Origin of the sequence: Ottowia oryzae (assembly GCF_003008535.1) — a bacterium.
In the GTDB taxonomy this organism is placed as follows: domain Bacteria; phylum Pseudomonadota; class Gammaproteobacteria; order Burkholderiales; family Burkholderiaceae_C; genus Ottowia; species Ottowia oryzae.
The window spans coordinates 2,270,627-2,283,145 of sequence record NZ_CP027666.1; the positions used below are offsets into that span (position 1 = coordinate 2,270,627).

At 61.3% G+C, this 12,519-nt stretch carries 12 protein-coding genes; 5 read left to right on the forward strand and 7 right to left on the reverse strand.

The features are described from left to right. Positions 1-28 precede the first annotated feature (28 nt). The 6 genes from C6570_RS18000 to C6570_RS10570 all read right to left on the reverse strand — a co-directional run bounded on the left by C6570_RS18000 (position 29) and on the right by C6570_RS10570 (position 5,890). Positions 29-943: a hypothetical protein gene (locus C6570_RS18000; RefSeq protein WP_123812249.1), complete on the reverse strand. Its 915-nt coding sequence runs from the start codon at positions 941-943 to the stop codon at positions 29-31. A gap of 1 nt (position 944) precedes the next feature. After that, entirely contained in the window at positions 945-2,042 is a 1,098-nt protein-coding gene (locus C6570_RS10550; RefSeq protein ID WP_106703164.1) for a ParB/RepB/Spo0J family partition protein, read from the reverse strand. 44 nt (positions 2,043-2,086) lie between these two features. Next, entirely contained in the window at positions 2,087-3,034 is a 948-nt protein-coding gene (locus C6570_RS10555) for a DNA cytosine methyltransferase (RefSeq protein WP_106703165.1), read from the reverse strand. 278 nt (positions 3,035-3,312) lie between these two features. Continuing rightward, positions 3,313-3,495: a hypothetical protein gene (locus C6570_RS10560; protein ID WP_106703166.1), complete on the reverse strand. Its 183-nt coding sequence runs from the start codon at positions 3,493-3,495 to the stop codon at positions 3,313-3,315. Beyond that, positions 3,456-4,043, reverse strand: a complete 588-nt coding sequence (locus C6570_RS10565; protein WP_164675530.1) for an ATPase — start codon at positions 4,041-4,043, stop codon at positions 3,456-3,458. The genes C6570_RS10560 and C6570_RS10565 overlap by 40 nt, the downstream gene beginning before the upstream one ends. Positions 4,044-4,054: 11 nt before the next feature. After that, positions 4,055-5,890, reverse strand: coding sequence for a glutamine--tRNA ligase/YqeY domain fusion protein (locus tag C6570_RS10570; RefSeq protein ID WP_106703168.1), 1,836 nt, complete (start codon positions 5,888-5,890; stop codon positions 4,055-4,057). A gap of 420 nt (positions 5,891-6,310) precedes the next feature. On the opposite strand from C6570_RS10570, the gene C6570_RS10575 reads away from it, so the two are divergent. After that, positions 6,311-6,679 carry a hypothetical protein gene (locus C6570_RS10575; RefSeq protein ID WP_211297585.1) on the forward strand — a complete coding sequence of 123 codons (369 nt, stop codon included), beginning with the start codon at positions 6,311-6,313 and terminating at the stop codon, positions 6,677-6,679. Between the two features lie 369 nt (positions 6,680-7,048). Here C6570_RS10575 and C6570_RS10580 read toward each other — a convergent pair whose 3' ends face one another. After that, entirely contained in the window at positions 7,049-7,741 is a 693-nt protein-coding gene (locus C6570_RS10580) for a GntR family transcriptional regulator (protein ID WP_106703169.1), read from the reverse strand. Positions 7,742-7,891: 150 nt separating this feature from the next. On the opposite strand from C6570_RS10580, the gene C6570_RS10585 reads away from it, so the two are divergent. From C6570_RS10585 to C6570_RS10600, 4 genes are all read left to right on the forward strand, one after another. Further along, on the forward strand, positions 7,892-8,866 hold the full coding sequence (locus tag C6570_RS10585) for a Bug family tripartite tricarboxylate transporter substrate binding protein (RefSeq protein ID WP_106703170.1): 975 nt from the start codon (positions 7,892-7,894) through the stop codon (positions 8,864-8,866). 12 nt (positions 8,867-8,878) lie between these two features. Further along, positions 8,879-10,036: a hypothetical protein gene (locus C6570_RS10590; protein ID WP_106703171.1), complete on the forward strand. Its 1,158-nt coding sequence runs from the start codon at positions 8,879-8,881 to the stop codon at positions 10,034-10,036. A gap of 157 nt (positions 10,037-10,193) precedes the next feature. Next, positions 10,194-11,516, forward strand: a complete 1,323-nt coding sequence (locus C6570_RS10595) for a Rieske 2Fe-2S domain-containing protein (protein WP_106703172.1) — start codon at positions 10,194-10,196, stop codon at positions 11,514-11,516. Positions 11,517-11,520: 4 nt separating this feature from the next. Continuing rightward, positions 11,521-12,510 (forward strand): PhnD/SsuA/transferrin family substrate-binding protein, encoded by a 990-nt coding sequence (locus tag C6570_RS10600; protein ID WP_106703173.1) that lies wholly within the window; start codon positions 11,521-11,523, stop codon positions 12,508-12,510. Positions 12,511-12,519 lie beyond the last annotated feature (9 nt).

Sequence of the window (12,519 nt, forward strand, 5' to 3'; positions counted from 1 at the left end):
GGAAGGTTGGCGAGTGAAGATTTAAATCTCAAATTACATTGAGGGCATAAGCTTCATTGACGTGATTTCCTATTGGCATGTCGTTAACTATGTTGAACTGCCTAGATAGACTAATCATTCTAAGACGATCAATCATTATTGCGTCTCCGAAGTCTGACTTATTTGCCCAATCGCCGTCACTCCATCTAAGATCAATGGGCATGAAATAGTAAGTTGACCACGGGTGATGGGGATTAAGCTTCGCACGAAGTTTAGATGGGGAGGCCTCGAGGTGCTTTCTTCTCCAATCCTCTCGAGAACAGCCGCATTGTGCGAATGCTGACGGTATGGCATCGCGTGTATCCCCAAGCGGGTGCCAAGATACTATATCGATTCCGCCATCACCATGATCCCCTGCCTTAAAGTCGCGATTTTTGAATGTCGGAACCGCTCGAATGTCTCGCGCAATATCTCGATATTTCTCTGGCAGGTTACCTTGATATCTCGAAAGAGCACCTCCTGAAGCCCAAGCAGGATGAACTTCTGACCCGGCCGGCATAAGGTTCTCAAAAACTTTTAGGCTGCACTCCTCAAATACTCGTGCAATAGCATTTTTCGATGGCAAATACGCCATGCTTGAACATATGAGGAGCGTTAGATAAAAGTTTTTCTCGATCGACAGACCTCCGTCCTCAAGCTCTACCGTATCTTCGTCTGCGCTGAGTGAAAAAGGATACGCGTCTCCGAACTCAATGGCTCTGGATCGTATGAAGCCTTTAGAATCAGACCATACTTCATTGAAATCTTTGGTGTGGCCACCAGTACTTCTGATCCTAGTGAAAAGGCTTGCTAGTTCTCCTCGAGAATAGCATTTATCTGGGTGAATTAATGCTCTCAACTCAAGATAGTCAGCCCAAGTGTACTCGTCGGAAGTGTCTGGGGGTGTTTCGATATTGGCAAACATTTTATTCCGCAGTGTCCATCGAAGAGCAGATCTGTTCGTATATTCTCCTGGCACGCTTCGCTATATCATCCGCTGCGTACTTATGTTCTTCAGTAGGAGTGCTCTTTAGTAACATATCCCAGACGAGCCGTAACTTTGAATCAGCTGCTTTGAGAGCTTGGCTCAACGCTTGTTGTGGGCCGTCAGTGAACATAAACGCGTCGGTGAGACTTCCCGTATCGAGTAGAACACGCAGTCCATCCTCGCTATTAACAACAGCGGCTAACTCCTTGAGCTTACGCGTTTCGCCAACAACAGTTCGCCCAGTTGTTTGAGGAACGTACATCCAGTAAAGGAGTTTCTGGAGGTTGTCATGGTCAAGATTATCTGTGGTGCCTGCAGCCCCCTCTTTTAGTCCTAGCCATCCTGCAATGTTCTTATATCCAAGTGCTGTGGTGATGTAAGAAAAATCAACAACTTCTGGGCTAAGGTTGTGCGAGCGAAAAAATTTTATGTCTTCGGCAATGTCAAACAAAGCGAGCCCATTTAGCAACTTCCCGACTGCATCCGAACGACTACCTATTTCCCTTGCGATAGTGCGGAGCTGCTCCTCCTCCGGTAAGTCAGAGTAAAAGGTGTCCCTTAAATCAGCAAGGTATCGAGCTTTTGATAGTGCATCCCATTCCTTGATTCCTGTTATGTGTCGATATCCCAAATATCGTAAGACAAGCTCGCGATTTTCGTAAATTATGCAGGGGAGTTTGGTTGGTTTGTGCTTTGCCTCTCCAACTATCATCGCGACTGAACGGGATTTTCGACGAGGCGGCTGAAGTTCTCCGTTTAGCAGTTTGACTGCTGCTAATCTTCGATTTCCCTCAACCACAATGTATCGGCCATCATCGGTGGGGGCAACAAGGAGAGGTTCTCCCGCGAAGTAGCCCTGCTGACCGATTGAGCTCATTAAATCCTGAACTCCTTCGTCGTCGAGCATTTCGGAAATTACCCTGTCGTCCCCAACATCGCCCCTAAGACGAGAGAAACGGGGATTTTTAGGGTCGAAATCTATTTGATTGCTGTCAATCCATTCGATTTCTTTATTTTCTTTTCTTCTGGTGCTCATATCGATCCTTCAGGGCGTAGACCCCCTTTGTTTGGGTGGTCACCTTATTCCCAGATTGATTGGGGAATGGCTTTGGTCACTGCTTCAAACAAAGGCGGTGGCACTGCATTTCCCGCCACCTTGTAGCGCATGTCCAAACTCCCTGCCGCTGTGTCCGGGAACTTAAGGTCTTTTGGGAAACCCTGTAAGACAGCGGCTTCACGGTAGCTAAATCTCCGAGCAGGGCCATCTGATTCGAATTTCCAGACATTGTGCTCAACCTTGTACAGTTTCGGGCTTATCGGGTGCAAAGGCATGTGCCGAGGGTTGGCTACGATTGTTTTGGATACTTCGTGCCAATCGCGACGCCGATTTCTTGAGAGGTAATACCAGTGAAACTCTCTCTCGTAAAATTCTCCGTCGGGCCAATGACGCATGTGCTTAAGTGCTTCTTTAATGGTGACCCTTGGGAGTAATTTGTTTTCCCCATGCGTCGGATATGGGAACTGATACTCTTCTGAAAAATCATTTCTTATTCCGACAAGAAAGATTCTCTTTCTCTCTTGAGCAACACCATAATCGGCAGCATTTAATACTTGGTACTTGACTTTGTATCCAGCCTCCGTGAAGACTTTTAATTGATCGGTTAGTAAGTGTGAGAAGTTGGCTCGTACCATTCCTGAAACATTCTCTACAATAAATGCTCTGGGATTTATTGCTTTTAATGCCCGAGCAAATTCAAGGTAGAGTGTGTTTATTTTCCGGGAGGGGTCTCTAACACCGCCTTGGCTAAATCCTTGGCATGGATAGCATCCAACCAAAAGATTTGCTTTTGGGAAGTTAACTATCTTTTCCACGCTTCCTAGGATGTAATCGGTGCTTGGATGGTTGGCTTCGTAGACATCTTTTGCAAATGGAAGAATGTCGTTGGCCAATAGAACGTTGAATCCTGCTGCCAAAACGCCAGCGTCAGAACCACCGCAACCGGAAAAAAGCGAGACGGCTGTTTTCATGCTTGAGTTTTCATGGCTTTGTTGTCAACAAACATGACCTCATTTTCCCCAAGAATCCTTCAACCCAGTCACCCGGTTGAACACCACCTTTCCGCCCACGCCATGGTCCGCCCGGTCGGCCACAAAGTAGCCGTGGAGTATTAATTAGGGTCAGAGTAAAAATTCCTGTCGGCGTCCCCGTCCTCAAACCATTTTGGCCTCTGGCGCCCGCCAACGCTGCGCAAGCAGCTCTTGTATTCATAGTGAATCGATCTTCAGCGACTGGAGCGAAGTCCCCGTCAGCGCTTCGTGGGCACTTTGGCGACGGCCTTGCGTGGGGCGCTCGCGGCCGTGGGCACCGGCTGCCCGAACGCGTCGGCCAGGCGCTGCGCACGCTCTGCTGATTTGTGCAAGGCGGCCTTGAGCTGGCGCTTGGGCGGGATCAGGTTGGGGGCCTGTTTTTGGGCTGGAGTCGGGTCCATGACGGCACATCCTCGATCTGAAGGTGTTGATTTCTGAGCTCGGCAATCAGGCGGGCGTCGCCGGCTTGTGAGTTGTCGAACAGCGCCCAATCATCGGCCAGCGGGGCATAAAGCGCAAAGAAGTTGGTCTGGCTGCGGGCAAAACGGCGGCGCACGACGTCGGCCGGCACATCGTGGCCGCCCAGGCTGACGCGCAGCTTGACGCGGCGCACGGCCAGTTGGGCGCTGTCGAGCGAGAAGTAATAGATGGCGATGCGGTAGCCGGCGGCTTTCAGACGCTGCAGGAAGGGAGCGAAGCTGCGGCTGGAGAGGGTGGACTCAAAGGCGAAGTCTGCCCGCGCTGCGGCGAGTTCGCTCAGGCGTCGCAGCATGATGCGGCCGGCCGCCATGTTCACAGCCTCGGTGTTGGTTCCGGCCAAGCCGCGAGCGATGTAGTCGGCGTTGACGAAGGTGGGAATGCCCATGGCCTTGAGGATGTCGTCGGCATGGGTGGATTTGCCGGCGCCGTTGGGGCCGGCGAAGACGACGACGCGCGGGGCGTCGTCCAAGTGGGTCTTCTTCACTTGCCCCACGAATCCTTCAACCCCGCGATGCGGTTGAACACCAGCTTGTCCCCCGCCTGATGCTCCCGCCGATCCGCGACGAAGTAGCCATGCCGCTCGAACTGAAAGCGGTCCTCGGGCTGTGCGGCGGCCAGTGACGGCTCGACGATGGCCTGCACGGTGTTCAGGCTATTGGGGTTAAGCACGGTCAGAAAGTCGCGGCCGCCCGCATCGGGTTGTTCTTCGGTGAACAGGCGGTCGTACAGGTGGACGGTGGCGCTCAATCCGTCGGCGGCGCCGACCCAGGTGATGACGCCTTTCACTTTCACGCTGTCGGCGCCGGGGGTGCCGGATTTGGTGTCTTTTATGAGTACAGCGCTTACCTGGCTTGCGCGGCCAGCTTCATCTTTTGTAGCGCCGGTGCATTGGATGACGTAGCCGTATTTCAGCCGCACGTTGTTGCCGGGGAACAGGCGGAAGAAGCCCTTGGGCGGCACTTCTTCGTAATCAGTCCGCTCGATCCACACCTCTTTGCCCATGCTGAACTGGCGCTGGCCCATTTCGGGGTGGTGCGGGTGTACTGGGGCGGTGCAGGGTTCCAGGTGGTCGTCTGAGCCAAACACTTCGGCCCAGTTGGTGATGACCAATTTCAGCGGCTCCAGCACGGCCATGGCGCGGGGGGCGACGGGGTCTAGGGTGTCGCGCAGGGCGGCGTCCAGGGCGGCGTAGTCTGTCCAGGCGCCGCCGGTTTTGGTGACGCCGCTTCGTTCGGCGAACAGGCGCAGGGCGTCGGGCGTGTAGCCGCGGCGGCGCAGGCCGGCCAGGGTGGGCATGCGGGGGTCGTCCCAGCCGGTGACGTGGGCTTCTTCCACCAGCTGGCGCAGTTTGCGTTTGCTGGTGATGACGTGGGTGACGTTCAGGCGCGCAAATTCGTACTGGTGCGGCGGCGGCGCGACCAGCAGGCCGCCTTCGCACAGGCGGGCCATCAGCCAGTCGTAGAAGGGGCGCTGGTCTTCAAACTCCAGCGTGCAGATGCTGTGGGTGACTTGCTCCAGCGCGTCCTCGATGGGGTGCGCGAAGGTGTACATGGGGTAGATGCACCACTTGTCGCCGGTGTTGTGGTGGGTGGCGCGGCGGATGCGGTACAGCGTGGGGTCGCGCAGGTTGATGTTGGGCGACGCCATGTCGATCTTGGCGCGCAGCACGGCGGCGCCGTCGGGCAGCTGGCCGTCGCGCATTTGCCTGAACCGCGCCAGGTTGTCGGCCGGGGTGCGGCTGCGGAAGGGGCTGTTGGTGCCGGGGGTGCCAAAGTCGCCGCGGGTGGCGCGCATTTGCTCGGGCGTTTGCTCGTCGACGTAGGCGTGGCCGGATTCGATCAGGTATTCCGCCGCGCGGTACATGAAGTCGAAATAGTCGCTGGCGAAGTATTCGTGCGGCTGCGCCACGCCGGGGCGGGCGGGGTCGTCGGCGAAGTGGTGGTCCCAGCCCAGCCAGCGCACGGTGTCGCGGATGCTGTCGACGTATTCCTGCTCTTCTTTTTCGGGGTTGGTGTCGTCAAAGCGCAGGTGGCACACGCCGCCAAAGTCCTTGGCCAGGCTGAAGTTCAGCCAGATGCTTTTGGCGTGGCCGATGTGCAGGTAGCCGTTGGGCTCAGGCGGGAAGCGGGTGCGGATCCTGGCTGGGTCCAGCGGGCCCGTTTGCTGGCTGGCGCCATCGCCGGGCGCGCCGCCCCAGTGGCGCTGGGCGTAGGTGCCTTGGGCCAGGTCTTGCTCGATGATCTGACGCAGGAAATTGTTTGGTTTGGCGGCTTCGGCGGCGAGTGCGGCCGCGTTGGTGGGCTTGGGCGATGACATGGGCTGAATTCTAGGTGCGCGCCAGGGCGAAAGGCGCCGCAGGCTTGGTGGCTGGCGGGCGGGCAAAGCGGGCAGGGGCAGGCAGTGCGGGCGCGCCACGGTGCGTGCTGGCGCGGCGGTGCCGGGCTGCGGCGGCAGGCGGGAGCGGGCTGGCGGCGGCCCGGTTCTTGGCTAGGTGGGCGTCGGTGGCGTGCTTGATGAAGGTGGGCGGGGCGCCCTTGGCGGCCTGGCCAATCGGCCGCGGGTGTGAACTATGCCGGGTGCGCCGCGCTAAGTGCTTGATTTGGAACGCAGCCGTTACGAACGGACACGCACTTCACGATCGGGTTGTGGTCCGGCGGCGCGGTTCGTTCGTTGAACAGGCGTCCGGGATGCAGCGGGTTTCTTCCCGCCCGTACCTGGCCCAAACAGGAGAACGCTATGAAATTCATTCAACGCATGGTCACCGGCGGCCTGATCGCCGCTGCCGGCCTGCTGGGTGCCGCGGGGTTGGCGCAGGCCCGGGATGTGTATTGGTCGGTGGGCGTGGGCGCGCCGGGCGTGTCGGTGGGCGTGGGCAATGCCGCGCCTTACTACGCGCCGCAGCCCGTCTACGTCAGCCCGCCGCCGGTGTATGTGGAGCCACGGCCCGTGTACGTGGCCCCGCCGCCGCCCGCCTACTACGGCCCGCCCCCCGGCTACTACCGCCCGCCGCGCGTGGTGTACCGCCCGGCGCCTGGTTATTACTACGGCCCGCCTGGCGGCTACTACCGGCATCACCGCTATGACCGTTACCGCGACTGGCGTTAAACCCAGGGCAGGGTTGCAACCCATGGGCGGCGCGCTGGCAGACATGTAGTATGGTTGCCCAAGGCTGCGCCGCCCCGCGCCTGCGGCCTGGGTTCCCTCTCTGGTAAGGGCCGTCAGTGTCTTGAAGCCAGCCACTCCAAGGTGACCACCCTTCTAGCCCGCCCAGTTCGGCGGGCTTTTCTTTGGGCGACGTTGGCGGCAACGGGCGCTGCCTTGGTTCGCGATGCGCCCAATGGCGGCGGGTGTGTGCCATGTCGCTGCCAAAATACTATTGTTTTGATAGCTGTTGGCGCGCATGGTTGTAGCGTTAGAGGCCGATTTTGCTTGGAGTCACGGCGGCCCGCGCCAGTGGGCGAGCGCGCTGGCTTTTCAGGTCGTCGCAAACAAGCGCTGCTTATTGATCCGGCTGCGGTAGGCGTGTTCGCGCAGCAGCGATTCGGCGCGGCCGGCTTCGCGCGCCGACAGCGCTTGCACGATGTCCTCGTGGTCTTGCTGGGCGCGTTGCAGGAAGGCCAGCTCCAGCGCGGTGGGCTGCTGGCCGATCGCCAGGGCGGTGGCGCTGGCCATCGGGGCGCGTGCCACGTGCTCCAGCGCAGAGGCGAGGGCGGCGTTGTCGGCTGCGGCCACCAGTTCGCCATGAAAGCGCGCATTCAAGGGCACCCAGGGCGCGAGTGAAAACGCGGCGTCGCCCAAATGGCGCTCGGCACCCGCCAGCAACTCGGCGCCTTCGGCCACGCAGGCGTGCAAGGCGGTCAGCAAGGCGGGGCTGGCGCCCCGTTCGGCCACCAGGCGCGCGGCCATGCCTTCCAGCACGCCACGCACGTCGATCGCTTCGGAAAAGTCGCGCGGCGTGAGCGTGCGCACGCGAAAGCCGCGGCGGGGCAGCTGCTCCAGATAGCCCTCGCGCACGAGTTGCTCGAACGCCAGGCGCACCGGCGTGCGGGAAACGTTGAGCTGCGCGGCGACGTCGAGCTCAACCAGGCGCTGGCCCGGCTGCACGGCGCGGGACAGGATGCGCTGGCGCAGCGCGTCCAGCACGTAGTGGATCTGTGGGGTACCCATGCGGCGATTGTCGTTCGGGCCGGCTCGGGCCAATGCATGCATTCAAGCAAAAAAGAATTGATGAAAATCATTAGATTGCTAAAAATGCATGCAAAATTCGGTCACGCGCGCCACGCGGTGTGGCACGCCACAAAGAGCTTGGAGACCCCGATGACAGTGACCCGCCGAGCGGCTGCGGCCGCCTTTCTGATCGCCTGCCTGCCTGCCGCTGCTTTCGCCAGCGGCAACTGGCCGGAAAAGCCCATCAAACTGATCGTGCCGTTCCCACCCGGTGGCGGCGGCGACAACATGGCCCGCCTGGTGATGAACCGCGTGGCGCAGGAGTTGGGCCAGCCGCTGGTGGTGGAAAACCTGTCCGGCGCCGGCGGCAACGTGGGCAGCATCGCGGCTGTGAAGGCGCCGGCCGATGGCTACACGCTGCTGTACGGCACCAACGGCACTTTCGGCATCAACCAGACGCTGTACCGCAAGCCGGGCTTTTCGGCCACCAACGACTTTGTGCCGGTCGGCCGGCTCACCACCATCGCTGCCATGGTGGTCGTGCGGCCCGGCTTGGGCGTGAAGACGATGGGCGAGCTGACCAAGCTGCTCAAGGCCAACCCGGGCAAATACACCTTCGCCTCGGCCGGCAACGGCACCACCTCGCACATGGCGGGCGAGATGCTGAAGACGGCGCTGGGCGCCTTCGTGGTGCACGTGCCGTACCGCGGCGGCGCGCCGGCCATTACCGATGTGATTGGTGGCCAGGTGGACTACATGATCGACGTCATGCCCAACACCGCGCCCCAGGTGCGCGGCGGCAAGCTGCTGGGCCTGGCGGTGTCCACCGCCAAGCGCGTGCCGGGCTTCGACAACGTGCCGACCATCGCCGAATCCGGCGTCGCCGGCTTCGATGTGGGCGCCTGGGACGCGATCTTCGCGCCCAAGGGCACGCCGGCCGAGGTGGTGGACAAGGTCAACGCCGCCATCCGCAAGGTGCTGGCGGACCCGGAGATGCAAAACCAGCTGGCCTCGCGCGGTGCCGTTGCTTCGCCCAGCACACCGGCCGAGCTGCGCAGCTTTGTCGCCACCGAGGTGGACCGCTGGGGCAAGGCGGTCAAACAGTCCGGCGCGACCATCGACTAAAGGAGCGGCACGATGAACACACCCGCCAATTACGTCGGCCTTCCGCCCACGGAGGACCCGCAGATCGTGGGCCTCCGCGACCAGTTCCAGGCCATGGACAACTTCACCCAGGTGTTCGCCATCCGCCCCGGCGACCGCGTGCTGTTCCTGGCCGACCCGCTGCTGGACCCACGCGTCATTCAGGCCGTGCTGGGCCTGGCGCGCGCGCGTGGCGCCACCGCGCGCATTTACATGGAGCCGAGCACACGCGTGACCGAGGTGCCCGAGGGCATCCGCGCGCTGCTGGAAGACGCGACCTTCGTCGTGTCCACCTGGTTCTGCTCGATCATCGACCCGCTGTGCATCCAGTTGCGCCGCCAGGGCCAGCGCTGGGTGAAGATCACCTACTTCCGCAATCTGGACCTGCTCAAGACGCCGCAGGCGCGCTTTCCGCTCGAGGTGATCGGCGAGTTGACGCGCGCCACCGCTGCGCGCTATCCGACCGGGCAGGCGTTCGATCTGCGTTTCACCGACGAGCGCGGCAGCGATTTCCGCATCCACTTCACCCCAGAAATGCGCGAGCGCCAGCTGGGCACCAACCGCTGGCGCGGCCAGATGACGGCGGCGGAAAACGGTGCCTATGTGCATTACCTGCCCACCCACGGGCCGAACCTGTGGGACCACAACTCGGTGAACAACGACATGTCGGTCAAGACCGGGATGTCGGGCGTGTTGTACCCGCAGTGGGCGATCGGCTTCGAGCGCCCGTTTGCCGAACGCATTGGCGTGCATTTCGAGGGCGAATACGTGTCGCGCGTAGAGGGCGAATCGGAAGACGCCAAGGTGCTGCGCGAGATGCTCGTCGGCGGCCGCATGATCGAAGGCGGCGGCTGCGGCTTCAACCCCAAGGCGCCGAGGCACACGGTGTACCCTGCGGGCTCCAACGCGCCGGGTGCGCTGCACTTCGGCATCGACCTGGCCAAGCCCAGCGACTACATCCGGCGCGTCATGCCGGATTGGGAGGAGCCACCGGTCCACATGGACCTGATCACGCTGGATGGCACTGTGCACGCAGGCGACAACCTGCTGATCGACAAGGGGTTTCTGTGTGCGCTGCGCGATCCGTCGGTGGTCGAGCTGGCCAGCCGTTATGGCGATCCGATCGAATTGCTGGAAGTGCCGGTGTACTGAGCGCCGGGGGGCGGGGCGCAGGCCGCGGCTGAACCGCCGCGCCTGGCCCGCCGGCAGCGCCAAAAAAAGTTTGATCCGGTCAAGCGACAGGGCTTGCAAATACTTAGGTATCGAATAATAATCGCGACCTGCGCACAGACATGAAGGACAACACAGCATGATGACCGCCGCTGAAAACGATCTGCTTTGCCGCGTCGAGGGCGATGCGCCCATGGGGCAGCTGATGCGACAACACTGGACGCCGGTTTGCCTGATCGAAGAAGTGGCCGAACCGGACGGTGCGCCGGTCAAGGCGCGCGTCTATGGCGAAGACCTGGTGGTGTTCCGTGATTCCGACGGCACCGTTGGCGTGCTGGACGAAAAATGCCCGCACCGGCGCGTATCCCTGGTGTACGGCCGCAACGAAGAGGGCGGCCTGCGCTGCCTCTACCACGGCTGGAAGATGGACACGCAGGGCAACGTGCTGGAGATGGTGTCGGAGCCGGCTGCCAGCGGCTTCGTCGAAAAGGTCAAGCACAAGGCTTTTCCAGTGCAAGAGTGGGGCGGTTTCGTCTGGGCCTGGTTCGGTGCGGCCGACAAGGTGCCCCCGTTCACGCCGCCCGCCTGGGCACCGACGCAGGACACACGCGTCTCGGTCGCCAAGGTGCTGCTGCCCTGCAACTGGGCGCAGATTCTGGAAGGGGCGATCGATTCGGCGCACTCGTCCAGCTTGCATTCGTCCGACATGGTGCCGGCGCGCGTGGACGGTGCCCAGGCAACCGAAAACAGCTGGCTGCGCCCCTCCACCGACAAATCGCCACGCCTGCAAGCCCAGCGCGGGGAATACGGTTTTCGCTACGCCGCGATCCGCCGCCCGATCAAGGATGCGGCGACGCACGACTATGTGCGCTCCACGGTGTTCGTCGCGCCGTACTCGGTGCTGATCCCGCCCAACAACCTCTACAACGTGGCCAACGTCAACGTGCCGATGGACGACACCCACACGGCGTTCTACTTCATTGCCTGGGGCCATCCCAGCAAGACGCCTGAAACGGCGACCTGGCGGCGCTTCCTGCGCCAGACAATCGGCATCGATCTGGACGACCGCTACCGTCCGCTGCGCAACGAGGACAACCGCTTCTGGCAAAACCGCGAGGCGATGAAGGCAGGCAACTTCACCGGCATCACCGGCTTCCCCAACCAGGACGTGGCGATGTGGGTCAGCATGGGCCCGATCGCCAACCGTGCGGACGAGCGCCTGGGCGCCAGCGATCTGGCGATCGTGGAATTCCGCAAGCAGATGCTCGAAGCCGTGAAGGCCGTCCAGCAGGGCGAGTCGGCGATCGGGACCGGCAGCAAGGCGATTCCAGCCGAGGTCTGCGCCTACCAGGCGGTCATCCCCAAGACCACCGATTGGCGCGAGCATGCGGTGCACTACGTCTGGCTCGACAAAGTCGAGCGCGCCGAAGAACTGGAACCGTCTTACTCCGTGGGAACCTGAGCCAATGGCCAAGCTGCAACTTTCCGTCGCCATGGGCGACTACGATCGCACGCGCGCTCTGCTGGATGGCCGTGTCCAGATCGATGGCGTGGACCCGGTCTACATGACGCTGTACCCGGAGGAGATGTTCTTCCGCGCCATGCGCAGTCAGGAGTTCGACATCTGCGAGCTCTCGTTTTCCAGCTACACCGTGAAAACCGCGAACGGCGACTGTCCCTACATCGCCGTGCCCGTCTTCCTGTCGCGCGCCTTCCGCCACACCTCGATCTACGTACGCAAGGACCGCATTCGCAAGCCGGAAGACCTGAAGGGCAAGCGCATCGGGGTGCCGGAATACCAGCTCAGCGCCAACGTGTGGGCGCGCGCCATTCTGCAGGACGACTATGGCGTGCACCCCGAAGACGTGACCTGGGTGCGCGGCGGCATCGAGACGCCCGGACGTCCCGAAAAGATTCCGCTGAAGTTGCCGGCCGGCGTGCGCCTGGAATCGGCGCCGGAGGACACCACGATTTCCGACATGCTGGACCGCGGCGAGATCGACGGCTTCATGGCGCCGCGACCCCCCAGCGCCCATGTGCTGGCCAACCCGAATGTGGGCTGGCTGTTCGACGACCCGACCGCCACCGCCAAGGACTATTACAAGCGCACCCGCGTGTTCCCCATCATGCACGTGGTGGGTGTGCGCAAGACACTTGCCGAGCAGCATCCGTGGCTGCCGGGTGCGGTGTTCAAGGCGTTCTCCCAATCCAAGGCAGCGGCGTTGGAGGCCTTGTCCGACACCTCCGCGACCAAGGTCACCCTGCCTTTTGTGGAAGAGCAGCTCAAGGCCGCGCGCGAGGCCATGGGCGACGACTACTGGTCCTACGGCGTCGCGCCCAACCGCCAGACGCTGGAAACCTTCCTGCGCCACCACCATTCGCAGGGCCTGTCCTCGCGCCACCTCACGGTGGAAGAGCTCTTCCATCCCGCGACGTACGAAAGCTACGTCATCTGAGCACGGTCC